Annotated in this window: 21 protein-coding genes and 1 tRNA gene; 12 read left to right on the plus strand and 10 right to left on the minus strand. The window is 63.0% G+C overall.

Annotation, left to right across the window (positions count from 1 at the left end; genetic code table 11):
* The first annotated feature begins 115 nt into the window (after positions 1–115).
* On the plus strand, positions 116–1,702 hold the full coding sequence (locus ACIOVF_RS02105) for a hypothetical protein (RefSeq protein WP_401287098.1): 1,587 nt from the start codon (positions 116–118) through the stop codon (positions 1,700–1,702).
* Positions 1,703–1,871: 169 nt separating this feature from the next.
* Complete coding sequence (locus ACIOVF_RS02110) at positions 1,872–2,780, plus strand: YncE family protein (RefSeq protein ID WP_401287101.1); 909 nt, start codon at positions 1,872–1,874, stop codon at positions 2,778–2,780.
* Between the two features lie 7 nt (positions 2,781–2,787).
* On the opposite strand, the gene ACIOVF_RS02115 is transcribed toward ACIOVF_RS02110, so the two are convergent.
* From ACIOVF_RS02115 to ACIOVF_RS02150, 8 genes are all read right to left on the minus strand, one after another.
* Positions 2,788–5,223: a TonB-dependent siderophore receptor gene (locus ACIOVF_RS02115; protein WP_401287105.1), complete on the minus strand. Its 2,436-nt coding sequence runs from the start codon at positions 5,221–5,223 to the stop codon at positions 2,788–2,790.
* 108 nt (positions 5,224–5,331) lie between these two features.
* A complete protein-coding gene (locus tag ACIOVF_RS02120) occupies positions 5,332–6,300 on the minus strand; it encodes a DUF4880 domain-containing protein (protein WP_401287108.1) in 969 nt (322 codons plus the stop codon).
* Positions 6,297–6,800: a sigma-70 family RNA polymerase sigma factor gene (locus tag ACIOVF_RS02125; protein ID WP_045194157.1), complete on the minus strand. Its 504-nt coding sequence runs from the start codon at positions 6,798–6,800 to the stop codon at positions 6,297–6,299. Before ACIOVF_RS02125 ends, ACIOVF_RS02120 begins: the two co-directional genes overlap by 4 nt.
* A gap of 160 nt (positions 6,801–6,960) precedes the next feature.
* Positions 6,961–7,773, minus strand: a complete 813-nt coding sequence (locus tag ACIOVF_RS02130; RefSeq protein ID WP_045194159.1) for a class I SAM-dependent methyltransferase — start codon at positions 7,771–7,773, stop codon at positions 6,961–6,963.
* A 164-nt stretch (positions 7,774–7,937) separates the two neighbouring features.
* Entirely contained in the window at positions 7,938–10,142 is a 2,205-nt protein-coding gene (locus ACIOVF_RS02135) for an OsmC domain/YcaO domain-containing protein (RefSeq protein ID WP_045194161.1), read from the minus strand.
* Between the two features lie 149 nt (positions 10,143–10,291).
* A complete protein-coding gene (dapF, locus tag ACIOVF_RS02140) occupies positions 10,292–11,122 on the minus strand; it encodes a diaminopimelate epimerase (protein ID WP_045194163.1) in 831 nt (276 codons plus the stop codon).
* Between the two features lie 115 nt (positions 11,123–11,237).
* Positions 11,238–11,717, minus strand: a complete 480-nt coding sequence (locus ACIOVF_RS02145; protein ID WP_052676466.1) for a DUF1842 domain-containing protein — start codon at positions 11,715–11,717, stop codon at positions 11,238–11,240.
* A gap of 19 nt (positions 11,718–11,736) precedes the next feature.
* Positions 11,737–12,336 carry a DUF1842 domain-containing protein gene (locus ACIOVF_RS02150; protein ID WP_045194165.1) on the minus strand — a complete coding sequence of 200 codons (600 nt, stop codon included), beginning with the start codon at positions 12,334–12,336 and terminating at the stop codon, positions 11,737–11,739.
* A 449-nt stretch (positions 12,337–12,785) separates the two neighbouring features.
* Here ACIOVF_RS02150 and ACIOVF_RS02155 point away from each other — a divergent pair, with 449 nt between their 5' ends.
* Positions 12,786–13,781 (plus strand): AraC family transcriptional regulator, encoded by a 996-nt coding sequence (locus ACIOVF_RS02155; RefSeq protein ID WP_401287115.1) that lies wholly within the window; start codon positions 12,786–12,788, stop codon positions 13,779–13,781.
* Here ACIOVF_RS02155 and ACIOVF_RS02160 read toward each other — a convergent pair.
* Entirely contained in the window at positions 13,769–15,688 is a 1,920-nt protein-coding gene (locus ACIOVF_RS02160) for a tyrosine-protein phosphatase (RefSeq protein WP_401287118.1), read from the minus strand. The two genes, ACIOVF_RS02155 and ACIOVF_RS02160, sit on opposite strands and share 13 nt — an antisense overlap.
* 11 nt (positions 15,689–15,699) lie before the next feature.
* Between ACIOVF_RS02160 and ACIOVF_RS02165 the strand changes: the two genes are divergently transcribed.
* The 9 genes from ACIOVF_RS02165 to ACIOVF_RS02205 all read left to right on the plus strand — a co-directional run bounded on the left by ACIOVF_RS02165 (position 15,700) and on the right by ACIOVF_RS02205 (position 25,208).
* Positions 15,700–16,530, plus strand: coding sequence for a histidine phosphatase family protein (locus ACIOVF_RS02165; RefSeq protein ID WP_401287120.1), 831 nt, complete (start codon positions 15,700–15,702; stop codon positions 16,528–16,530).
* Positions 16,531–16,665: 135 nt separating this feature from the next.
* Entirely contained in the window at positions 16,666–17,730 is a 1,065-nt protein-coding gene (locus ACIOVF_RS02170) for a hypothetical protein (RefSeq protein WP_401287123.1), read from the plus strand.
* A complete protein-coding gene (locus ACIOVF_RS02175; protein ID WP_195884497.1) occupies positions 17,727–18,128 on the plus strand; it encodes a hypothetical protein in 402 nt (133 codons plus the stop codon). Before ACIOVF_RS02170 ends, ACIOVF_RS02175 begins: the two co-directional genes overlap by 4 nt.
* 54 nt (positions 18,129–18,182) lie before the next feature.
* The gene (locus ACIOVF_RS02180) at positions 18,183–18,596 is read left to right on the plus strand and encodes a hypothetical protein (RefSeq protein WP_401287126.1); all 414 of its coding nucleotides are present in this window, start codon (positions 18,183–18,185) and stop codon (positions 18,594–18,596) included.
* Between the two features lie 11 nt (positions 18,597–18,607).
* The gene (locus ACIOVF_RS02185) at positions 18,608–18,880 is read left to right on the plus strand and encodes a barstar family protein (RefSeq protein ID WP_309475670.1); all 273 of its coding nucleotides are present in this window, start codon (positions 18,608–18,610) and stop codon (positions 18,878–18,880) included.
* Positions 18,881–19,073: 193 nt separating this feature from the next.
* Positions 19,074–20,750: an MFS transporter gene (locus ACIOVF_RS02190; RefSeq protein ID WP_093381417.1), complete on the plus strand. Its 1,677-nt coding sequence runs from the start codon at positions 19,074–19,076 to the stop codon at positions 20,748–20,750.
* A 149-nt stretch (positions 20,751–20,899) separates the two neighbouring features.
* Entirely contained in the window at positions 20,900–23,317 is a 2,418-nt protein-coding gene (locus ACIOVF_RS02195; RefSeq protein WP_401287131.1) for a glucose/quinate/shikimate family membrane-bound PQQ-dependent dehydrogenase, read from the plus strand.
* Between the two features lie 104 nt (positions 23,318–23,421).
* Positions 23,422–24,687 carry a carbohydrate porin gene (locus ACIOVF_RS02200; protein WP_401287134.1) on the plus strand — a complete coding sequence of 422 codons (1,266 nt, stop codon included), beginning with the start codon at positions 23,422–23,424 and terminating at the stop codon, positions 24,685–24,687.
* Between the two features lie 89 nt (positions 24,688–24,776).
* The gene (locus ACIOVF_RS02205; RefSeq protein ID WP_045194187.1) at positions 24,777–25,208 is read left to right on the plus strand and encodes an MAPEG family protein; all 432 of its coding nucleotides are present in this window, start codon (positions 24,777–24,779) and stop codon (positions 25,206–25,208) included.
* Positions 25,209–25,257: 49 nt separating this feature from the next.
* Here ACIOVF_RS02205 and ACIOVF_RS02210 read toward each other — a convergent pair.
* Positions 25,258–25,332 (minus strand) — tRNA-Gln (locus ACIOVF_RS02210).
* Positions 25,333–25,367: the final 35 nt, after the last annotated feature.

The raw sequence follows: 25,367 nt of genomic DNA on the forward strand, positions 1-25,367 counted from the left end.
CGTGCCGGGCGACAACTGAACGGGATTGCGGGCCAGGCTCGCTCCTACACGCGCTCAAGCTTGGGAGTTCACCGCCGATACCCTTGAACAAGAATGGAATCTACGGGTACCGAGCATGACCACAATCAACGCAGGACTGCGCATTGCCCCTGCATACGCCGCCCCCCAGGCGACACCGGCCAACGCTGTCAGCAGTCGCACCGATCAGCTCGCGACGCCGCCCAGTACCTCCGTCAACCTGGGCCAAAGCCCTCGTAGCGAAGATACAGCGACTTATTCGTCGCGCGGGACCCTCGCGGTGCCGTTGCGCTATGTGCTGGAAAACGACAACCTGAACAAGCTGAGCATGAACATGATGGTGGGTGTTCAGGCCAGCGCTATCGGTTCGCGCTTCCACGGGCTCGGCGCAGCCTTGGTAAATCAACTGGTAGCCAACGGCGGCCAGTCGTTTACGCAATCGGTGTTCGCCTTCGCCGACGGCGCCCAGCCAAGCGCCGAAGCACTCAAGGTGCAGAGCAACAACCTGCGCCAGCACCCGGCCAATGCGGTAAACCTGAGCTTGACCACCGCTTCCGGTGCCACCGTGAACCTGTCCCTGGCCAGCAATGAGCAAGGCCTGGCGGTCAGCGCCGACGTACAGGGCGGCCAGCTCAGCAGCGATGAGCTCAAGGGCCTGGCGTCGCTGGCCGAAAGTTTCCAGGGCGCCATCAACGGCCTGAGCGAGCAACCACCACGCCTGCAACTGGGCAAGCTGGCCACGCTCGACCCGACCCTGTTCAGCGCGCTGCAGATGAACGCCAAGCTGGACACGGTAAATGGCCAGCAGCTGACGTTCGACCTGACCCTGGATGACAGCGCGCGCAAGCTCAGCCTGCAGGGCCCGGCCGGTAACGTGCAACTGAACCTCGATACCCGTGACACTTCGCTGCTGGGTAAAAGCGCCCAGCGCCAGGCGGCGATCAGTAATTACCTGAGCCAGTTCGATGCGGCGCAGAGCCGCGGCAAAGGCGACGAGAACCTGGTGGGCCTGCTCAAGGACGCCTTCGTTCAGCTCAACAGCGCCGACGATATCGCCAGGCCAGCGACCGGCAGCATCCCGCTGCTGGCAGCCAAAGACACCGCCCTGCTCAGTGGCCTGGCCGACTTCAGTGCCTCGATCAGCCAGACCAGCCAGCAGCCCAACCCGCTGCGCCCCACCGAGCTGGATCGCTTCGACTACAAAGTGTCCCAGTCAACCACGATCAGTGGTGCGTCGCCGGCGAACCGCGCGGTGCAACAGGATCAGCAAGCGAACCTGTCGGCCGCCTACCACACCAGCCTCAACCCGCAGATGGCGCTGGTCGACGCCCTGGCGACGCAGAACTACCGTTACCACGAGGTCAGCGACCAATCGAGCACCAGCACGCGCTTGCGCTACGACAAAAACAGCCTGGTCGAAGCCAGCGTCAGCCAGCAGGCTAGTCGCAATGAACGTGTGCGCTCTTACGCCGATGGCGTGCTGCAAAGCGACGTGAGCACACCGGCGTCGGTCTCCGAATCACGCAACCTGCTTGGCCTGCTCACTGACCTGTTCGAACGCGAGCGCATCTCCCAGCGTGACCGCGGCGTATCGATCCTGGAGGCACAGCTGCAGTCGCAACGCAGCCAGTGGCAGTTGCAGTCCGATCCGGCGCTGATCCGCCCGCAGGATCCCCAGCAATAGCCGTGACATCACTGGCCTCATCGCCGGCAAAACCGGCTCCCACAATGGATCTGTGCACCCCGGACCAGTGGGAGCGGGCTCGACCCGCGATCGAGTGCACAGCGCTCGCCATACAGCCGGCACACGCTTTATCCTTGCGCCTCTTTGCCCAATGGCCTTCGGAGTTGCAATGTACATTGATGTACCCCGCCGCCTGGTGTTCTTCGATAAAAGCGACAGTATTCGCCCCGCCTGCCTGACCCAGTACGATCCGGACACCGGTGCATTGACCCACCCCGTCGGTACCCAGGCCGACGACAGGGTTTGCGACATCTCCCACGATGGCCGGCGCATGGCCCTGCAAGGCACCGATTGGCGGGTGGTGCGTGGCGCCAGTCGCTCGCGCCTGAGCTTTCTTGAAGATCGCACGGCGCTGCATGAAACCGACAGGTTCCTGGCGTACTGGTCGCACCTGGACCCCAGCGGCCGGTACGCGCTGGTCGGTGTCGGCAACGAGAAAAAACGCCCGGTGATCATCGACCTCGACAGCGGTGAATGCAGCGAGCCGATCGCCCGTGATGTCGATGCCAGGTTTGGCTCTATCGACCCTGTGCAAGGCAAACTCTGGGCGCCCGACGAGCGTGCCGGCAATACGCTGCTGACCGTCGACTGCGCCACTGGCGAAATTGCCAAGGTCACCCTGAAGCTGGACGCCAAGGTCAAAAGCCTGCGCTTTTCCCGTGATGGCCAGTACCTGTTCGTCACCGGCGAAAACAACCGGCTGCTGTGCTGCGATCGCAACGGCGCAACAGTGTGGTCCCGGGACATCGGCGAATACGGCCAGATAGGGGCCGGGAACATCCTGTTCAATGAATCCGCCAGCCACCTGTGCCTGCCGATCGCCTCGACCCAGCGTTCGAACTGGGGCGAAGACATCGTCTTCGCCGCCGACAGCGGCCTGACCGAAACCACAGTGGTCCGCCACAAAGGCCCGCCCGGCCGGCTTGCTGCCGACTGGTTTGGTGATCGGCTGTTGACCCATCGGCTGGAGATCGTGGACTTCTTCAGCGGCGCGGTCGTCGATACGATCAGGCTGTAAGGGCAGGCTAGAAGTCGTAACGCACATTCATCATCACATTGCGCGGCGGCCCGTAGTGCCCGTAGCTGCCGGAAAACCCGGCGTAGTACTTCTCGTCCAGCAGGTTGTTGAGGTTGAGGGTGGTGGAAAGATGATCGCTGAGCCGGTAGCGCGCCATCAGGTTGAACACCGCGTAGTCATCCTGGCTGACGCGGCTGTTGTAGCGGCTGAAGTACAGCGAGTTGCTGGAGTTCCAGCTGGCGCCGCCGCCGAGGGTCAGGCGCTGCCATTGGCCGGGTAGCTGGTAGGTAGTCCACAGCCGGAAGGTGTCCAGCGGCAGCTGGCTGGTCAGGCGCTGGCCTTCGGCGTCTTCGGTGCGCGAGTGGCTGAAGCCCGCTTGCAGCTCCCAGCCCGGGGCGAGCTCGCCGGCCAGTTCCAGGTCAACGCCCTTGGTCTTGGCCCCGCTGACCGCGCGGTAGGCGTCCTGGTCGGTGCCCGGCACGGTGTAGCCGGCATCCAGCTCGGCGACGTTATCGCGCTTGATCACGTAGGCGGCGACGTTGGCGTTGAGGCGGCCGTCGTAGAACTCGCCCTTCCAGCCCAGTTCATAGTTTTTGCCGACCACCGGCTCCAGCACCTTGCCGCTGCGGTCCTGGCTCGACTGTGGCTTGAAGATATCGGTGTAGCTGACATAGATCGACTGCTCGGGCGTCAGGTCATAGACCACCCCGGCGTAGGGCGTGACTTCGCCGCGTTCGGTCATGCTGTAGTCCAGCACGTAACCGGAAGCCAGGCTCTTGGAATAGTAGTGATAGCGGTAGTTGCTGGCCCGGGCGCCGAGGATCAGGTGCAGGCTGTCGCTGAGGTTGAAGCGCCCGGCAACGAAGTAGCCGCTCTGGCGGGTGTCGACGTCGTAGTCCAGCGCCGGGGCGAAGCTGTCCTTGTCGGGCTTGGGCAGTTCGTTGTTCCAGGTATTGAAGTCGACGATGGCCGAACGCCCGCTGGTGGCGTAGTGGTGGTTGACGTAGTCGAGGTAGTTGGCACCGACGATCAGTTCATGGGTTTGCCCGAACAGCTCGAATGGCCCCTGCAAGGTGGCATCGACGGCTTTCTGGTGCTGGGTGGCTTCGGACCAGCCCTGGCTGATGGTGGCATTGCCCTCGGGGGTGATGTACGACATGCCGGTAGAGCTCTGGTAGGAGCCGCTACGGGTGTCGCGATCGACATCCATGAAGGTACCCGCGACCTTCAACTGCCAGTCGTTGGCCAACTGCTGTTCGAGCGCCAGGCTGTAGTTGTTGGTGTCGAAGCGATCTGACGCCCAGCGCGCGCCGGAACTGGCATCACGGGAGAAATCCGTTGGCTGGCCGTTGCTGAACAGGATCGGCACCCCCTGGCCGCCGGTGGGCCGGTAGCGCTGGTGATCGATGCTCAGGCGCACCAGGGTGGTGTCGCTGAGGTCGGCTTCGAGCGCTGTGTAAAGAATGTCGCGGTCCTGCTGGTACCAGTCCATGAACGTGTCGTTGAGCTGCTTGGCCGCCACCATGCGCCCACGCAGGTTGCCGGTGGGGGTCAGCGGCCCGGAGACATCTGCCTCCAGGCGCTTGAAATCCCACGACCCGATGCCGCCTTGCACATAACCCTGAAACTCGCGGGTCGGGCGCTTGCGGATGACGTTGACCACGCCGCTGGGGTCGCCCGCCCCGGTCATCAGCCCGGTGGCACCGCGCACCACCTCTACCCGGTCGTAGATGGCCATGTCCAGCAGGGTGCTGGGCATGGTGCGGGTCTGGTTTTCCTGGTAGGTGGTGACGCCGTCGAACTGATAGGTGTTGATGGCGCTGCCGCGCGAATAGATGTTGAAGCGCTCGCCGCCGTCCTGGGACATGGTCACGCCGGGGGTCTGGTTGAGCACATCGGACATGTTGCGCAGCTGCTGGTCGTCCATGCGCTGGCGGGTGACGACACTGATCGATTGCGGTGTTTCGCGGATCGACAGGTTCATCTTGGTTGCCGTGCTGGTCGAGCCGCTGGTGTAGGAGCCCGTGCCTTCGGTGGTGGCGCCCAGGCCGGCGGCGCTGACACTGGTCGCTCCCAGCTCAAGGGCACCGGCATCCGCGGCGCGGGGTATCAACCGGTAACGTCCCTGGCCCATGACCACAGGTTGCAGGCCGGTGCCGGCCAGCACTTGCGCCAGTGCCTGGTCGACGGCGAACTGGCCGCGCAGCCCGGGGCTGTGCAGGCCGTTGGACACCTGCGAGTCCACCGCGACCATCACCCCGGCCTGCTGGCCAAACTGGCCGAGCACGCTGTCCAGGCTCCCCGGGGCGATGTCATAACTGCGCATACCGGCCTGCTCCGCGCTCGCTTGGGCAGCCATTACGGTTGGGTTGAAGGTGACCAGGGTAACACCTAGCATCAGGGCGCGAACGGCAGTGGCAAGGGGGGTAAGGCGACAACGCATCGAGACAGTCCTTGGAGAGCAGAGGTGGGCATGGCGCTGGCTGTTCAGCGCTTTCCCTTGTCTTGATGCGCGAAGCAAGAAAACCTGCCAACGCCAATGAACATTATTTCAGGCCGGTACAACGCTGGCCCAGTAACCCAGCAGCCGCTGCACGCGAACCGGCAACACCTGGGTGATCAGCTCAAGGCTGGCATCGGGTTGATCAAGGGAGAACGAGCCGCTGACCTGCAGCCCGGCAACCTGCGGATCGCAACGCAGCACGCCGGGGCGGTAGCGGTCGAGCTCGGCCAGCAGTTCGGCCAGCGGCATGCGCTGCGCCACCAGCAGGCCCTGGGTCCAGGCCTGCGCGCCCGCTGCCAGTGGCAGCAACGGCCCGGCCCGGGTGCTGCTGTAAAGCTGTTGCCAGCCGGCCTGCAGGGTCAAGCCTGAGCCCTGCCCATGCTCGACCTGCGCTGTGCCCTTGAGCATCTGCACCAGCGTCGCGCTGGATTGTCGGCTGACCACCAGGCGCGACAGTGCCGCTGGCCGTACTCGGGCCTCGCCCGTGCGCAGGCTGACGCTGGTGCCCTGCCCCACCTCCAGCAATACCCGCCCACGGTTCAAAGTCAGCACCCGGACGCCATCGAGCAAATCACTGTCCAGGGCGCTACGGGTATCCAGTTGCAGCGCCAGCCCCGAGGCCAGGGTCCAGTTGCGGCGCTCGCCGGTGGCAGTGGCGTAATCGCTGAACAGGCCCGGCAGCACACTGCGCTGCTGTACCCCGTAGCCACTGGCGATCAGTACGCCACCGGCGACAAGGCTCTTGAGGACGGCCCTGCGCGAAGGCAGCGAACGCGCCTCAAGCAGGCTGCGCGCCCCCGCCGCCGACATACCGCAGGTGCCTTCTCGCAGGCCTTGGCCGATACCACTGAGCCGCTGCCAGGCCAGTTCATGGGCCGCGCTTTCCTGGCGCCAGCGCTGGCAGGCGAGTTGCTCGGCATCGCAGCTCAGCCCCGATTGCAGGCGCACCATCCACAGCATCGCCTGTTCCAGAACGTGCGGGTCAAGGCGCGGCTCGGCTGCGGGCATCGGCTTCATTCGCCGTGCACGGCAGCGTAGCAATGCCGATAGGCCTTGAGCATGGCCTTCTGCACGACATTGACGCTCAGGCCCAGGCGCTCGGCAATCTGCGGGTAGGTCAGGCCATCGAGCTGGGACAGCAAAAACACCTCCCGCACCCGGCTGGCCAGGCCATCGAGCACCTGGCCGACGGCGTCCAGCGCCTCGAGCACCAGCACCCGGGTTTCTTCCGAGGGCTGATGCTGCGGCTCAAGCTGAGCCAGGCTTTGCAGGTAGGCACGTTCCAGCGCCTGGCGGCGAAAATGCTGCAGGCACAGGCGGCTGGCGATGGTGCCAAGGTACGCCCGCGGCTCGCGCAGCAGTGGCGGCACCTCGCTGCGCAGAAGCTTTACGAAGGTGTCCTGGGCCAGGTCCAGCGCCTGCTCGCGATTGCCCAGCTTGCGCCGCAGCATGGCCACCACCCAGCTGTGATGCTGCAGATACAGCGCGCCAACATCGTGAGGGCTGGACGGGGGCATGGACGGGATCTCCTGGCAGCTAAGGAAAGCCGTGCATGGTAATACTTCTCATTCATTTACTACTACTGGTTTTGCTTTGCTCGGCCATGAAACAACACAACCGACCGTTTCGCGGGGCAAGGCCCGCTCCCACAGCTTGCGCGCAGGACCCGCGATGATTTCAGCGGCGGCTGATGACCACCTCAAGGTACTCGCTCGGTACCACCAGCGATGCACCTCCCGCCACGTTGTTGTCGTTCAGCAGTTGGGTCAAGTCGCTTTCCAGCGCGCGGGCCTGGTCGCTGTCGAGCGAGGCAAACGCCTTGTGCACCGGCCCGTACCAGGTTCTGAATACGTCGATGAAGTGCGCCGGCGAACGATAGCGAAAGTTGAAGTGTTCGCGGCTGACCTTGATCGCACCGATGTCGTCGCCGAACAAATTGTGCAACTGCTCTTCATCGCCCCAGCGCGACGGCGGTTGTGCACCGGCCGGTGGCGGCACGTGACGGCCGAGGGTCTTGAACATCTGCCCGATAAAACCTTGCGGGGTCCAGTTGGCCAGGCCGATGCGCCCGCCCGAACGACATACGCGACCCAGTTCCCTGGCCGCCTGCGCCTGGTCGGGGGCGAACATCACGCCAAAGGTCGAGACCACGGCGTCGAAGGCGCCATCGGCAAACGGCAAGGCTTCGACATCGGCCACTTGGAAGGCCACGTTGAGGTGCTCGGCCCGGGCGCGCTCCTCGCCGCGCTTGAGCAGTTCGGGCACGTAGTCGGTGGAGGTCACCTGGCAGCCACGGCGGGCGGCGGCCAGGGTGACATTGCCGTTGCCGGCGGCGACATCCAGGACCTTTTCGTCCCAGCGCAGGTCGCAGGCTTCGGCCAGGCGCTCGCCAACCAGTTGCAAGGTGGTGCCAATCACCGCGTAGTCGCCGCTGGCCCACGCCGCCTGCTGGCGCGCCTTTAACGCATGCAAATCCAGGGGTGTGCTCATGGTCTGCACCTGATGAGGTTGTTCACACGAACGCTCAGCTAAACGCCAACCCTCGCCTGCGGCAAGCGCCGGCGTTTGAGCGGCAAGACCGGTTGGCTACATGGCTATAACCTGTGCGCATAAACCAAAACAGCACCCGAAGGTGCTGTTTTTGCTGGCGCCTTTTAGCGCGACAAATTGGCCACTTTGGCCCGCGCCGCGTGCAGTTTCTTGTAGCTGTCGATCAGACGCTGGTGACGGTCTAGGCCTTCGAGCTTCATGCTGGTCGGCGTCAGGCCATGGAAGCGCACGCTGCCGTCCACCGAGCCGAGCACCGCGTCCATGCGCGGGTTGCCAAACATACGGCGGAAGTTGGCTTCGTAATCGGCCAGCTCCAGCTCGTCGTCCATGGCCACTTCGAGCACCACGTTCACCGCCTGGTAGAACAGGCCGCGCTCGACGGTGTTGTCGTTGAACTGCAGGAAGGTTTCGACCAGCTCCTTGGCCGGCTCGAACTGCTGCAGGGCCAGGTGGATCAGCAGCTTCAGCTCGAGGATGGTCAGCTGGCCCCAGGCGGTGTTGTCGTCGAACTCGACGCCGATCAGGGTGGTGATGTCGGTGTAATCATCAAGCTCGCTTTCTTCCAGGCGCTCGACCAGCGACTGCAGTTGCTCGTCATCCAGGCGGTGCAGGTTGAGGATGTCCTCACGGAAGAACAGCGCCTTGTTGGTGTTGTCCCAGATCAGGTCGTCCACCGGGTAGATTTCCGAATAGTCCGGCACCAGGATGCGGCAGGCGGTGGCACCCAGGTGCTGGTACACCGCCATGTACACCTCTTTGCCCATGTCTTCGAGGATGCCGAACAGCGCCGCGGCTTCTTCGGCGTTGGCGTTTTCACCCTCGGCAGAGAAGTCCCATTCGACGAACTCGAAGTCGGCCTTGGCGCTGAAGAAGCGCCACGAGACCACACCGCTGGAGTCGATGAAGTGCTCGACAAAGTTGTTCGGCTCGGTCACCGCGTGGCTTTCGAAGGTGGGCTGCGGCAGGTCGTTGAGGCCTTCGAAACTGCGGCCCTGCAGCAGCTCGGTGAGGCTGCGCTCCAGCGCCACTTCAAAGCTTGGGTGGGCGCCGAACGAGGCGAACACGCCGCCAGTGCGCGGGTTCATCAAGGTCACGCACATCACCGGGAAGGCGCCACCGAGCGAGGCATCCTTGACCAGCACCGGGAAGCCCTGCTCTTCCAGGCCCTGGATACCGGCGAGAATGCCCGGGTACTTGGCCAGCACCTCCTGCGGTACGTCCGGCAGGGCCAGCTCGCCTTCGAGGATTTCACGCTTGACCGCGCGCTCGAAGATCTCCGACAGGCATTGCACCTGGGCCTCGGCCAGGGTGTTGCCGGCGCTCATACCGTTGCTCAGGTACAGGTTCTCGATCAGGTTGGAGGGGAAGTACACCACCTCGCCGTCGGACTGGCGCACAAACGGCAGCGAGCAGATGCCACGCTCGATATTGCCCGAGTTGGTGTCGTACAGGTGCGAACCGCACAGCTCGCCGTCAGGGTTGTAGATCTCGCGGCAGTATTCGTCGAGGATCTCCGTCGGCAGCGCATCTTTACGGCCTGGCTTGAACCAGCGCTCGTCGGGGTAATGGACGAATTCGGCATTGGCGATGTCTTCGCCCCAGAACTGATCGTTGTAGAAGAAGTTGCAGTTGAGCCGCTCGATGAACTCGCCCAGCGCCGAGGCCAGCGCGCCCTCCTTGGTGGCGCCCTTGCCGTTGGTGAAGCACATCGGCGACTGCGCATCGCGAATGTGCAGCGACCAGACATTGGGCACGATGTTGCGCCACGAGGCGATCTCGATCTTCATCCCGAGGCCGGCGAGAATCCCCGACATGTTGGCGATGGTCTGCTCCAGTGGCAGGTCCTTGCCGGCGATGAAGGTGCTGGTGTCCGAGGACGGGTCGAGCATCAGCAGGGCCTGGGCGTTGGCGTCGAGGTTTTCCACTTCTTCGATGACGAAGTCGGGGCCGGTCTGCACCACCTTTTTCACCGTGCAGCGGTCGATGGAACGCAGGATGCCCTGGCGGTCCTTCTCGCTGATATCGGCCGGCAGCTCGACCTGGATCTTGAAGATCTGCTTGTAGCGGTTCTCCGGGTCGACAATGTTGTTTTGCGACAGGCGGATGTTGTCGGTGGGGATATCGCGGGTCTGGCAGTACAGCTTGACGAAGTACGCCGCGCACAGGGCCGACGAAGCCAGGAAGTAGTCGAACGGCCCCGGTGCCGAGCCATCGCCCTTGTAGCGGATCGGTTGATCGGCCACCACCGTGAAGTCATCGAACTTGGCTTCAAGTCGAAGGTTGTCGAGAAAGTTAACCTTGATTTCCATGCGGGAATACCATACGAGCAAAACGATTTGGCCGCCATTATCCGGGTTTTCGCCGGGAAGTCTTGTGCCTGACGCAATTACTCGGGCAAACCCGCCAGGCGCAGGCCCTGGGCAAAGTGTTCAAAACGCTATTCGGAATTGGCTGAAGCTCAGCTACCGTCGCGGCAGGCCGCCAAAATGCCCTCTGCAACTACGCCCGAATAGCTCAAGGTGACCGGCCCGGTGAGAATAACCGGGCCGGCGCCCTCCCATTGCACGGTGACCGTCCCGCCATCACACTCCACCTCCACGCAAGGGTCCAGCAGACCGCGACGGATGCCGTTGACCACCGCGCCACAGGAACAGGACCCAGACCCCAACGGGATGCCGCCCCAACGCTCCCAGATACGCAAGCGAATGTGCCTGCGGTCAATGACCCGGACGAAATGCACATTGGTCCGTTGCGGGAACAGCGCGTGGGTTTCGATGCTCGGGCCGCGGGCCACGAGGTCGATGGCCGCCAGGTCATCGATAAAAAAACTGCAGTGCGGGTTGCCCATGCTGCAGGCACTGGGGGCCCCAGCCAGAGGCAATTCAAGCGTGTCCATTGCTTCGCTCAGAGGAACATCCGCCCAGCCGAACAGAGGCACACCCATGCTGACGGCAATGGCGCCCGTTGCCGTTCGCTCGCATGTCAGTAGCCCACGGTTGGTACGCAAGGTGATCGAGGTAGTGTTCGCTTCGCGCATCAACATCTGCGCAGCGCCCCGTGTTGCGCTGCCGCAAACGTCCAGCGTGGAGCCATCGGCATTCCAGAACATCAGGCGCGCCGCAGCGTCCTCACAATCGAGCAGCAGCGCAAGCTGATTGAAGCCGATACCGCGACTGCGGTCCCCCAGTCGTCGGGCAATGTCGCCGGTAATCGGGTTGGCTGCGTTTCGCCCGTCGACGATAACGAAGTCATCGCCATTGGCGTGCATCTTGTGGAAGCTCAGCGGCATGGACCAACCCTGTCAGTGAAACAGATTCAACGTCGATCTAGCCTAAATCCCACAACCATTGCAAGCGCGAGAAAGGCAGCCCGGGCTCCCGGACCACCTCCTTTCTCACACGGGTTTACGCATTTTCCAGCTGACCAATCGCCGCCTGCAGGCGGCTGCGGCTACGTTCGCTGACGTCCTTCTGGCTCTGGTGGGTCTCGGTCGGTGCCTGGCGTACGTTGGCATGCGCTACCACTTGCCAGCCGCCGCCATCCAGGCGCAGGTAGCGATAGCTGGCGGTGCCGCTGGCCCACTTGGCGTCGAGGATTGCGTGCAGATGGAAAGTCTGCTCCAGGGTACTGAACGGGCCGCTGGGGCTGCCGGTGAGGTTGATAACAATATGGCCCTCACCTTTGAGGCCGAGCTTGAGGTCCGAATAATCCCCCCAGACATCGGCATGGAAGTTCAGCGGCGGGTAGGTGGCAGCAAAGATGCTGGCCACGCCGGTGATCTTCTTGTGCACGGTATTGACCAACAGATCGAGGGTCAGCACGGGGGCGCCGAGCAGGCCGGTGCGTACGTTGAGACGAGTGTGGAACAGTCCGATTGCGGGCATGGTACGACTCCTTGTCTGGTCAGGCGCGGCTGGACTTGCCGGCTTTGCCGGAAGCGCTCTTGGTCGAATCGATGGCGGTGTTCAGGGCTGCGCCCGCATCACCGGCCGCCAGGGCCTTGAGGTGGGCGACATCGCCGGTGGCAATGGCCGCCTCCAGGGTCGCGGTGTGCAATAGCGCCTGGATGTCCTGATTTCCGAAGGCCTTGATACGGGTGTCTTCGCGGTGCGCTGGCGCCTCGACCACGATCCATTGCCCCTGGTTATTCAGGTAGCGGTAACCGGCCTGGCCTTTCTGCCAGTCCGAGCCCACTGCCAGGTGCAGGCTGAAGATGATCGGCGAATTAGCCGTCGGGCCGCCGTGGTTACCTTGCAGGGTGATGAGGATATTGCTCGGGCTCGGCGGCAGGAACAGCTGATAGCTGTAGGTGCCCCAGACGTCCAGGTGCAGGTCCAGCGGCGGGTTGGTGGCCTGGGTAAGCTGGGCGCTGCCGCGCAGGGTACGGTCAGACGGATGCACCAGCAGGTCGAGAATCAGGCGCTGAGCGCCGGGTGCATCGCTGCCGATGACGTAGGACAGGGGGAAGAGTCCTATTACGGGTGCTTGTAGTGAGTCAGTCATGGTGCCTCCATTGCAAACAATGAGTGGAAACAAGCGCGTGGGCTGTTTCTGGCGGGCGACTTCCTTGGCGCACAGTTGGATGCAGGCGAACGGCGTTGCGACCTCCGCGCTGGCGTCACGCGCAGATTGCCTGCGGCGAAGACGCTGCGGTCCGGCACGGCCATGCCCGGTTGGGCAAGGTTTACCGAGGTGCAACGGGTATGAAACCCTCCCTGGGCGCATAACTGCCTGCCTGGCAGCCCAGATCAGTTAAGCAGGGAAAAACGGGCTGGCCAGAGCGTGGTGGCAAAAGTGCATTATGTCCGACAAATGGTTGGCCAGCCCTGAGTAAAGCGCCCTGATATCCCCCATATGGGTCACGCCGCTGTCACGTTCAGCTGCTAGCCTGTTGATGTTTTGCTGCCCCGAAACCTCTCGCACGCCAGGTGACCCAGAAGGTGTACTCAAGCATGACCCGCAAACAGATCATCCTGCGCTCAGACAGCATGCACAGCGACGACTTCGGTGCAGTGTTCAGCAGCCTGTTCGGCAACCTGTACGCCGATACCCCACCGCTGCCCGGTAACATCAGCATCGGTGGCGTCTATGGCCGCCATGACGGCGTGAGCTTTCGGCGCATGCACTACCGCGGTGACTTCACCTTCCGTTTTCCCGAGTCCCAGGATGAAATCACCTTCGTCATTCCCTCCTCCGGCACCCTGATCCTTAACCCCGATCGTCACGCGGCGGGTTTTCGGCACATGGGCCTGGCGATCGACAAGGCCCATGTGCGCGCGATGCGCTTGATGGATGATCACGACCAGTGCGGCATCTCGATCCGCCGGGCGTTGTTTACCGAGCGGCTGGCAACGCTGCTGGGCAAGCCGATTCTCGGCAGCTTGTATTTTGAGCCTGTGGTGCCGCTGACCCACCTGCAGGGCATCAGGGCCCTGGTGGAGCTGGCCACCGGCAGCCAGTTCGACCTGCTGCTGCACGCCGGGGCGCTGATGCCGGCGCGCCTGCAGGAAATGCTCGTCGATGCGCTGCTCGAAATCTGGCCGCACAACTTCAGCCAGGCCCTGCAGCGCCCGGCGCCGATGATCGCGCCGCGACATGTGAAGCTGGCCATCGAGTACCTTCAGGCCCATCCGCACAGCCAGGTCAGCGGCACCGAGCTTGCGCGAATGTGCAACGTCAGCCTGCGTGCCTTGCAGGACGGTTTTCGGCGTTTCATGGGTTTGTCGATCGTCGCCTACCAGCGCCAACTGCGCCTGGAACACGCGCACCATGCACTGCGCCAACGCGGCGCGGCGTCGGTCACCGAGGTGGCGCTGGCGTTTGGCTTCAGCAATGTCGGCAGGTTCTGTCAGTACTTTCACAGTGCCTTCGGCGTCAGCCCTGCCGAGGTGCGCAACGGCGCGGGCCAGCGGCGCAGGGCTGGCCCGGCTGGCAGTCAGAACAAGTAGCTGGCCTTGAGGCTGCCACTGGCGCCGTGGCTGTCACCGCCGCTGCTGGCGCCGGCTTCGGCAGCGAAGCTCAGCGCCCCCAGGCTGACCATCAGGTTGACCCCGGCAGTGAACTGGTCGCGGTTGTCGAAGGCGGCGCGCTGTTCGATGTCAAGGCCCAGCAGGTGGCCCTGGCTGTCGACCTGGTGATCGCCCAGCACATGCTCGTAGCCCAGCTGCACGCCCGGCACCAGTTGCCAGCCCGCCAGGTCAATGGCGCCGAGTGCAACATCGAGGTTGGCGAATGCGCTGCGCCGGGTTTGCTGGATGCCATCGACCTCAAGGGCCAGTTCGCTGCCTTTTTCGTTAAAGCCCGAGAGGTCCAGGTGACTGATGCGCAGGCCCAGGCTTGGCTCCAGCGTGATGGCACTGGATGGCATGCGATAGCCCAGGGCCAGGCTGGCGCCGCTGAGGGTGCCATGGCTGTCGCCCTTGGCCGCGCCCAGCCCACCGCCAAGCTCGCGCTTACTGGTGTAATCGAGCCAGCCGGCACTGAGGCCGGCATCGACGAACAGGCCACGCTCAAGCCCCGCCGGAGCGTAGCGCGCACCGGCCTTGAAGAAGGTCAGGTCGGTGTCCGCCTCGCCACCCGCGCCGCCGACATTGCCACGGCTGTAGCCAAAACCGGCGTGGCCGCTGAGCTGCTCGGAAAAGCGCTGGGTCAGGCCGATCATCAGGCCCTGGCTGTGCTCGTTGCTGCTGGCGGCATGGCTTGAACCGTCGGTGCCCAGGTAGCTGGCCAGGGCAGTACTCCACAAGCGGTACTGGCCAACCTTAAGCTCAGTGCCGCGGCTGTAAGGCGCGGCGGCGCGGTCGATCAGCGCGCCCTGGCGCAACAGGTAGCTGGCGGCGTCGGCATGCACCTGGCCGCCGACGGTCGACTCGACGCCAGCCAGGTCACCGGCATCGATGGCCGACTGCAAGTAATAGTTGTAGGCACTGTAGGTGCCCGACAGGCTGCTGTCCTGCAACTGCTGCAACAGCTGCGCGCCGGCCGCGGCGTTGCCGAGCAAGCCCAACTGGCCGGGCAGGCTGTTGTAGGAAACCATCTTGGCCCGCAGTACGTAGAGGGTCTCCTGAGACAAGCCCAGGCCCTCCTTGAGGTAGTTGTCCATGCTGCCGTACTGCGCAATGACCTGGTCGAGGCCGGCTTGCAGGTAGCTGGCGTCCACTGCCAGCAGCGGCGCATAGATCGCCGCCATGCTCGCCGGCATGTGCGCCAGTGTCGCCGCCACACGTGCGGCGGTGTAGTCGTTGGTGGCCAGGTAGTTGTCCATGATCGTCGCGCTGTCGACCCCGGCAATGCTCAGCAATACTGCGGCGGTCCAACCGGTGCGGTCCTTGCCGGCGGTGCAGTGGAACAGCGCCGCACCATCGCCCGCCGCCAGCTCATTGAACAGCGTGGTGAACTGCCCACGCATACCGGCATCGTTGACGAAGGCGCGGTTGGTCTCCTGCATCATGGCAATGGCATCGGCAGCACTGGTGAAGCTGACGCGGGTGATGTCGGCGCCGGAGGTGTTGTTGCCGATGATGTCGATGTTGCGATAGCGCGCGCCCTCGATCAGGGTGTCGGGGGTGGCGGCAATCTCATCCGGCGTGCGCAGGTCGTAAATCGCCTTGATGCCCAGGCCGTTGAGCGTGGCCAGGTCTGCGGCCGACGGCGTCAGGGCGTTGGAGCGGTAGAACACGCCGCTGCGCATCGTGCCGTCGTGGGCAGTGGAATAGGCATGGGTGGTGCCGGCGATATCGCGAAAGTTGTCGATACGCGCCAGGCGCGGGGTATCCAGCGGCACACCTTCTGCGGCCTGGGCGGCGGCGATGGACAGGCTCAAAACGGACAGCGAACACAACAGTCGTTGATACACGATGCAGCCTCATGGAAGTCACGTTGGGCTGGCTACTATTGCGGGCTGATCTGCGACTTAATATTGCAAAAAGCCCGGATTGGCGAATCGCTGCGCGATCTGTCCGGGGCATGCGTTTTTTGTCCGTGTTGCGTCGTACTTGCGTCGCTTTATCGCTGCAAACTGCCTGTTCTGGCACAATCGCCGGCCTGTCAGCGAACACTTACGAATGGAAGAAAAGTGAACTACCTATGAAGCGGTATTACATTGTTACCCACGGACAGGCGCAACATCACATCGATAACCTTGTCGGCGGCTGGTTTGATTCCAGGCTAACCCCTAAAGGCATTGAACAGGCCCAGGCTCTGGCCAGTTTTTTTTCCGCTCAGGGGTTTGCAAAAAGCCCGGCAATTTACTCTTCTGACCTGCTGCGTTGTAAAGAGACCGCAACAATAGTTGCCGATGCCCTGGGGCTTGAGCCAAGCCTCGACGCACGGTTGCGCGAGATGTCGTTCGGCAGTCATGAGGGCATGGACCAGGCGCTGCATGACAGCATCATGAAACCTTGCGCCGAGAAACCCGGCGAGCGCATGGACCATGCCATCTGCGACGGGGCTGAAACCCGTCGGCAATTCGCACGTCGAATTTACGACTTTGTCGCAACGCTGGATGCTGAGGTTGTATGCGCAATTATCGTAACCCACGGCTTTGCCGCCAGTTTCCTGATTAGCGCGTTACAACGCGTGCCGGTCGAGAGCATGGCGTTTATCTCGTTCAAAATGTCTGCAGGCGGTGTGTCGGAATTGATAGAGGATGATCTGTTCAAGAACGTCACCCTGACAAAGTTGAATATGCAGGTTTAGTTGTTGGCCAGACATTTTCGTTGGCTTTAGGTGAATCCGATTTTACCGTGGGACGTTTCCGATTCCGTCCAGCGGTGCATCAAGGCGTGAATGCCAGTGCTAGGTTCCGGGCCTCTTTGCCCAAGGAACCTGCGCATGACAAGGACGCCCTCTTCCGTTTTATCCCCTGCTCCGGCGATAACCGCCACCAGTTCCACCTTGCAGCCAGGCTTCTACATCGTGCCGCGCAGCATGTCAGGCACCCAGGTGCTGGCCCTGCTGACGGCGCAACAAGGGCCTCAACTGATCGCTCGATTGCAGCGGCTTAACCCGACCTTTGCCACAGGCTTTAAAGCCGGGGAAATCTTCGTCATCGGTGACCCGGACATCACCAGCGCCTGCACCCGCGAAGAGGCCGAACTGATGACAGCCGCCGCGCAGGTGCGCGAAAGCCTGGCTGCGCTGAGTGCTGAGGAAGCCAATTTCATGATGCGTCATCAGGCCGAGATTGCCGGGCTGTCCGCCGGGGCGAGCCAGGCCATGGGCGTGGGCAAGGACATGCTGGAAAAAGGCTTGCGCCAGGTCGAAGCAACCTTGCGCAGCCTCGAGCAACTGCACCAGCGCGAGTTCAGCCGCACAGGCAGGTTGAACAACACGGATTTTTTCAATGCCCGCCGGCGGCTGTACTTGCAGCTTGATACGCAGCTCAAGAGTGCCTTTTTGAACAAGCAACTGAACCTTGGCAGCTACGACAGTTTGCGCAAGGACCTGGGCATCTCAACCCGCAGCCTGGTGCACCACTGGAGCCGTGCCGGCGGGCCCGGGCAGATTCCCGGCTATGCGACGCATCTGGAGCAGGTGGCGAAGACAGCCAAGTACCTCAAGTATGGTGGGTATGTCGGGATTGGTCTGGGTGGGACGGCGTCATGGCTGACGGTGCGCGATGCTTGTCGGGTTGGGGAGACGGATGAGTGCAAAAGAATCCGCTTTACCGCGTCGGGTAGTTTTGCCGGTGGGCTTATTGGTGGAACCTTCGGCGCCAAAGCTGGAATCGCTACTGCCGCCGCCGTATGCGGTGCGTTTGCCGTAGCAAGCGCCGGATCGGGTGTACCCGTTTGTGGGATAGTTCTGGTCGGGGGTGGGTCGCTAATTGGGGGGTTGGGCTTAAGTAAAGGTGGTGAGCTAATGGGCGATTTGATTTACGACTGGACACAACCATGACAGAAGATCCGCGAACCTGGATGCCCGGCGTGCAACTGGTGTTTTTATCAACGCCTTTTCTGTTGATGCTATCTGCAATGGCGATGAATGCCTACGTCGCCTTGAGCCGTGATTTCGACCTTTTGATTGAGGCAATACAAGGCAACCCCTGGTTCGAGCGCCAGAAGAACCTATGGGGCACTGCAAGCTTCAAGTCGCGTTGTTACTTGGTATGGTCGGCCTGCGGCGTGGTGATCTGGCCAAAGCTGCATGTTCGCAGGGGCCATCTCGATGCAGACACGATGGATAATTTGCCGCCAGGGCTCAGGCGCCGGATGATCATTGCAATCTGGCTGGGGTTTACCGGCTTTGCATTTATGCTCTTGGCCATCGGTGCCTACGAACTCGGCAAAAATTAACTACCGATCACTGGTAACCTGCAGCCCCTTTCCGGCCAGCCCGCAAGGCAGATTATGGACAATCCAGACTACTACCCCTTCCACCTCTTCGCCGCCACCTTCGAAAGCGAAACGCACGCCCGCCAGTTCGCTTTCGAGCAATGGCAACCCGAGCCGCCCGCCAGCGCGAGTGCTGCCGAATTCGCCGCCTGGGAAGATCGCAATCCGTCCTGGCAGCTTGCCCAGGAGCTTGAGTGGTTCATGGATTCGGACTTCGTCGAGCTGGATGCGTCGCTGGAATATGTGCAGAGCCTGATGGCCGACGAGGCGCAGAAAGCGCAATTGTGTTCCCGGTCTCTGGACGCTTTCAGCCACTTCATCATCGTCGGCGACAACGCCATTTACGGCGACCGCCGCTCAGCAGATCACTCCCATTCGCGCCAGCCACAAAGCACCGCCACGCTCACCTACCTGGGGCATTTCAATTGAGCCGGGTGCGGGTGGTAAGGATTGATCTGGGCCAGGTGACCAGCGCCAGGCAATTGCATCACCTGTTAAGGGACTCCCTCGGTTTTCCCGAATGGTATGGCTGTAACTGGGATGCCTTCTGGGATGCGATCACCGGACTTGTACAGATGCCTCGACAGTTGCAGCTCAGTGGCTGGGAGGCTTTTGCCAGGCGCTTGCCCAGAGACGCCGAACTGATGCAGAAGTGCCTGGCCACGCTGCAGGCCGAGTATCCGCAGATGGCCTCTGAAGTGCTGTTCGAGTGAGTGATCCCCACACTCGCTGATGCTGGCGAGTGGATATCCAGACAAACCTGATTATGCTTCAAGAAACCTTGCAGCAATGCGAGGCCGTCAGTCTGTGTTCATGATTTGCGCAATCCGATGACATCACCCTAAGGCCTGGGTGCGGCAAGGACAGTGGGAACTCCGGCCTACAAGCACAAGACGGAGAAGACTCATGGCGGCAATCGACAATACAACCACGGGCAGCGCGCCCAAACGCGGGATCACCAAGGAAGAGCGCAAGGTGATTTTCGCCTCCTCCCTGGGCACGGTGTTCGAGTGGTATGACTTCTACCTCTACGGCTCGCTCGCCGCGATCATCGCCAAGCACTTCTTCGCCGGGGTCAACGAGACCACGTCGTTCATCTTCGCCCTCCTCGCCTTCGCCGCAGGCTTTGCCGTACGGCCGTTCGGCGCGATTGTGTTCGGCCGGCTGGGGGACATGATCGGGCGCAAGTACACCTTTTTGATCACCATCGTGATCATGGGTATCTCCACCGCCGTGGTTGGTTTGCTACCCGACTACGCCACCATCGGCGTGGCCGCGCCGGTCATCCTGATCACCCTGCGCCTGCTCCAGGGCCTGGCCCTGGGCGGTGAGTATGGCGGTGCGGCAACCTACGTCGCCGAGCATGCGCCCAAGGGCAAGCGCGGTTACTTCACCTCGTGGATTCAGACCACCGCCACCCTGGGGCTGTTTCTGTCGCTGCTGGTGATCCTCGCCTGCCGAACCATTCTCGGCACCGAGGCGTTCGAGGCCTGGGGCTGGCGGATCCCGTTTTTGCTGTCGATCCTGCTGCTGATCGTCTCGGTGTACATCCGCCTGCAACTGAGCGAGTCGCCGGTGTTCCAGAAGATGAAGGCCGAGGGCAAGGCCTCGAAGGCGCCGCTGACCGAGTCATTCGCCCGCTGGGACAACCTCAAGATCGTCATCATGGCCCTGCTCGGCGGCACCGCCGGCCAGGCGGTGGTGTGGTACACCGGGCAGTTCTACGCGCTGTTCTTCCTGTTGCAGATGCTCAAGATCGACCCGCAGACCGCCAACCTGCTGATTGCCGGCTCACTGCTGATCGGTACGCCGTTCTTCATCCTGTTCGGCAGCCTCTCGGACCGCATCGGCCGCAAGGGCATCATCATGGCCGGCTGCATCATCGCCGCGCTGACCTACTTCCCGATCTTCAAGGCGCTGACCGAATACGGTAACCCCGACGTGTTCATCGCCCAGGAGAAGAACCCGGTGACGGTGGTGGCCGACCCCAACCAGTGCTCGTTCCAGTTCGACCCGGTGGGCAAGGCCAAATTCACCAGCTCCTGCGACCTGGCCAAGAGCGTGCTGGCGAAAAAAGCCATCCCCTACGCCAACGTCAAGGCAGAGCCGGGCAGCGTCGCGCAGATCCATATCGGCGACAAGGTGCTGCAAAGCTTTGAAGGCACCGGCATGCCGGCCGCCGATTTCAAGGCGCAGAACGACGCCTTCATCGCCACCCTGGGCACGGCCCTGAAAGATGCCGGCTACCCGGAAAAAGCCGACCCGGCCAAGACCAACTACCCGATGGTGTTGCTGCTGCTGACCATCCTGGTGATCTACGTGACCATGGTCTACGGGCCGATCGCCGCCTGGCTGGTGGAGCTGTTCCCCACGCGCATCCGCTACACCTCGATGTCACTGCCCTACCACATCGGCAACGGCTGGTTCGGCGGCTTCCTGCCAACCGTGGCCTTTGCCATGGTCGCCGCCACTGGCGACATCTACTACGGGCTCTGGTACCCGATCGTCATCGCGGTGATGACGGCAATTCTCGGCACCTTTTTCCTGCCGGAAACCAAGGACCGCGACATCACTGATACTTAAGTCTGATACCCGCCCTCTCCCCCAGCGGGAGAGGGCATTTGCCCTGATTTCAGCGCCAATGCAGCCCTGGCCAAATTATGTACCAACTTGTTAATTAGCTTGCTAAGGGTATAAAATTCGGCCACTCCCCCCTTCGAGTTCTTTTCGATATGACGCACTCACCGCGCGCCACTGGCGCCTCAACATTCATCCTGGTTGGCCTGGGCGTGATCATCGCCCTGCTCGGCCTTGCGCTCGCCGCCGGTGGCGTGAAGCTGGTCAGCCTCGGTGGTTCCTGGTACTTCCTGCTCGGCGGCCTGTTGATGGCCCTCTCCGGGCTGCTGATCGCCCGCCGCAAGCTGGCCGGCGCCTGGTTGTTCGCCGCCTTTTTGGTGGCTACCGCGATCTGGGCTGTGGCCGATGTCGGCCTGGTGTTCTGGCCGCTGTTCTCGCGCCTGTTCATGTTCGCCGCGATGGGCCTGGCGGTGACGCTGGTGTACCCGCTGCTCAAGCGTGCCGCCGGCGCCACGCCAGGCCGTGGTGCCTATGGCCTGGCCGCAGTGCTGGCAATCGCCCTGGCGGTGGCGGCCGGCAATATGTTCGTCGCCCACCCAAGCGTTGCCCCCACCGGTGACGGCCCGGGCCTGACTGCGGTCGACCCGGCCAACGCGCAAAAAGACTGGGCCCATTACGGCAACAGCGAAGGCGGCAGCCGCTTCGCTGCCCTGGACCAGATCAACCGCAGCAACGTCGACAAACTGAAAGTGGCCTGGACCTACCACACCGGTGACGTCGCCATCAGCGACGGCAACGGTGCCGAAGACCAGCTGACGCCGCTGCAGGTTGGCAACAAGGTGTTCATCTGCACCCCGCACAACAACCTGATCGCCCTCGATGCCGACACCGGCAAAGAGCTGTGGAAGAACCCGATCAACGCCAAGTCGGCAGTCTGGCAGCGTTGCCGCGGCATGGCCTATTTCGATGCCAGCGCGCCGATCGCCCAACCGACCCAGCCCAACAGCACCCCGATCATCGCCGCCAGCGTGCCGGCCGGTGCCAACTGCCAGCGCCGCCTGCTGACCAACACCATTGACGCCCGCCTGATCGCGGTCGACGCCGACACCGGTGAGTTCTGCCAGGGCTTTGGCAACAATGGCCAGGTCGACCTCAAGGCCGGCCTGGGCAATGTCCCGGACGCGTTCTACCAATTGTCCTCGGCGCCGCTGATGGCCGGCACCACGGTGGTGGTCGGCGGCCGGGTTGCCGACAACGTCCAGACCGACATGCCAGGCGGCGTGATCCGCGGCTTTGACGTGATCAGCGGGCAGATGCGCTGGGCCTTCGACCCGGGCAACCCGCAAGATCGCAATGCGCCGACTGGCGACAACACCTACGTGCGCAGCACCCCCAACAGCTGGGCACCGATGTCCTATGACCCGGCGATGAACACCCTGTTCCTGCCGATGGGCAGCTCGTCCACCGACATCTATGGCGTCGAGCGTACCGAGCTGAACCACAAGTACGGCGCTTCGGTGCTGGCCCTGGACGCGACCAGCGGCGAAGAGAAGTGGGTGTACCAGACCGTGCACAACGACCTCTGGGACTTCGACCTGCCGATGCAGCCAAGCCTGATCGACTTCACCAAGGCCGACGGTCAGTCGGTGCCGGCGCTGGTCATCGGCACCAAGGCCGGGCAGATCTACGTGCTCGACCGCGCCAGCGGCAAGCCGCTGACCGAAGTAGTCGAGACCCCGGTCAAACCGGGCAACATCCCCGGCGAGCCGTACTCGCCGACCCAGCCTAAATCGGTGGGCATGCCGCAGATCGGCGCCCAGCAACTGACCGAGTCGGACATGTGGGGCGCCACCCCGTATGACCAGCTGCTGTGCCGCATCGACTTCAAGAAGATGCGCTACGACGGCCTGTACACCGCACCGGGCACCGACCTGTCGCTGAGCTTCCCGGGCTCGCTGGGTGGCATGAACTGGGGCAGCATTTCCACCGACCCGGTGCATGGTTTTATCTTCGTCAACGACATGCGCCTGGGCCTGTGGATTCAGATGATCCCGTCGCAGAACAAGGGCCAGGCCGCCTCCGGGGGTGAAGCGCTGAACACCGGCATGGGCGCGGTACCGCTCAAGGGCACGCCGTATGCGGTGAACAAGAACCGCTTCCTGTCGGTGGCCGGCATTCCGTGCCAGGCGCCGCCCTTCGGCACCCTCACTGCCATCGACATGAAGACCCGCAAGGTTGCCTGGCAAGTGCCGGTCGGCACCGTCGAAGACACCGGCCCACTGGGCATCCGCATGCACCTGCCGATCAAGGTTGGCCTGCCGACCCTCGGCGGCACCCTGTCGACCCAGGGCGGCCTGGTGTTTATCGCCGGCACCCAGGACTTCTACCTGCGCGCCTTCAACAGCGCCAACGGTGAAGAAGTGTGGAAAGCCCGCCTGCCGGTCGGCAGCCAGGGCGGCCCGATGACCTATGTGTCACCGAAAACCGGCAAACAGTATGTGGTCATCACCGCCGGTGGTGCGCGTCAGTCGACGGACCGTGGCGACTATGTAATGGCCTACGCGCTGCCGTAAATCGCATCGCCCCCATCGCGGGTCAAGCCCACTCTCACAGGCCTTTGTGGGAGCGGGCTTGACCCGCGATGAGACTTTTACCGACCTCCCAGGAATACCCCGCAATGCCCCGCGCTTCTCGCATCACCCCTGCCCTGCTCCTGGCCCTGGCCAGCACCACGGCCCTGGCCGACGACCTGATGACCCGCAACACCCTGACCGGCGACTGGGGCGGCCTGCGCCGTCAGCTCGACGAACAGGGCATCAAGTTCACTGGCGACTACAGCGGCGAAACCGCCTACAACGCCGATGGCGGCCTGCACCGCTCGGCGCGTTACTCGCAGAACCTCAAGCTGGGCGTGCAGTTCGACCTGGGCAAGCTGTACGGCCTGGACAACGGCGGCAAAGTCCAGCTGACGATCAACGACCGCCGCGGCAACAGCGCCTCCGAAGACCTGGTGGGCAACCGCCTGCCGATCCAGGAAAACTACGGCGGCCTCTACACCCGCCTGACTGAACTGAGCTACGAGCGCAGCCTGTTCACCCCGGCGCTGAACGTCAAGCTCGGCTACATGGCCATGGGCAACGACCTCGGCGGCCTCGACAGCGGCATCCTCTGCAACTTCATGAACGCCGGTTTCTGCGGCCATCCGCTGAACATGTCCGGCGGCAGCGGCTGGACCAACTACCCCAACGCGCACCTGGGCGTGCGGGTCAAATACGACCTGTCGCCGGCCTGGCAACTGCGTGTGGCGGCGTTCAACGTCGACCCCGAAAGCAACGGCAACTCCAGCCGCGCCTGGCACCTGGGCCCCAAGCACACCACCGGCACCGTGGTTCCGGTGGAGCTGGTGTACAAGCTTGCCGGCGAACTGCCGGGTGAGTACAAGCTCGGTTATTACTACGACAGCTCCGATGTGAAACGCATCGGCAGCGACAAAGAGGTGTCCGGCCGCAGCGGCCATTACCTGCTGGTGGACCAGGCCGTCTGGGCCTCGCAGAGCTCCGAGGGCCGCAGCCTGCATGCCTTCGGCCAGTACTCGGCCGCCAGCGCCGCCGCCTCGCCGTTCAGCAAGTGGTATGGCGCAGGCGTGGTGCTGTACAAGCCGTTCGAAGGCCGCCCGCGTGACACGCTTGCCTTCGGCTATGGCCGCGCCGTGCCCAACCCGCGCAGCCGTGATGTGCAGCAAGACGCCGCCGTGGCCGCAGGCGTTGCCTACCCCAACCTGGACAGCGCCGAGCAGTTGATTGAGCTGAGCTACGGCTACCAGGCCACCCCGTGGCTGACCCTGCGCCCGGATGTGCAATACATCATCGAGCCGGGGGCGTTTTCCGCTGACAACATCGACAACGCGCTGGTGTTCGGCCTGCAGGTCAAAGCCACGTTCTGAGCCTTGCTGACACCGATGAGCGCCGGTTGGTCTATACGCGCCCGGGCAATCCGGGCGATGATCGCGCTCCCGGTTTTCAAGGATTGAAGATGAATACGCTGCTTTCCATCTACGCGCTGTGCGTGGTCGTGCTGTTTGTGAAGATGCTGGCGATCTCCTGCTACCAGGGCTTCTATCGCATCAGCCGCCTGACCTTCAAGAACCCCGAAGACGCCGGCCTGGTCGGCCGCCCGCCGAGTGCCGAGGAACTGCCGCAGGTCGCCCGTGCGGCTCAGGCCTGGGCCAACGATCTGGAGAACATTCCGCTGTTTTTCGTGCTCGGCGCGCTGTGCCTGGTATTCAACCCACCGCTCATGCTCACGGCCGGGCTGATGCTGTTGTTCACCGTCGCCCGCCTGCTGCACACGCTGTGCTTTCTGGCCCGCTGGCAACCGTGGCGCACGATCGCCTACGCCGTGGCAATCGTCTGCCTGTTGGCGATGGCGGCGCTGGTCAGCATGGGCGCCCTGCGGCATTTCTGATCGGGCTTGCCAGGAAGTTCTTAAGTATTGGGAATTTGCAACGAGAAAATGGCAGGGGCGGCTGGATTCGAACCAACGCATGGCAGGATCAAAACCTGCTGCCTTACCGCTTGGCGACGCCCCTGTAGCTGTAGCGATGAGTGCCTGGCACTCGCTTGC

The organism is Pseudomonas sp. NPDC087612 (genome assembly GCF_044743505.1).
GTDB lineage: Bacteria > Pseudomonadota > Gammaproteobacteria > Pseudomonadales > Pseudomonadaceae > Aquipseudomonas.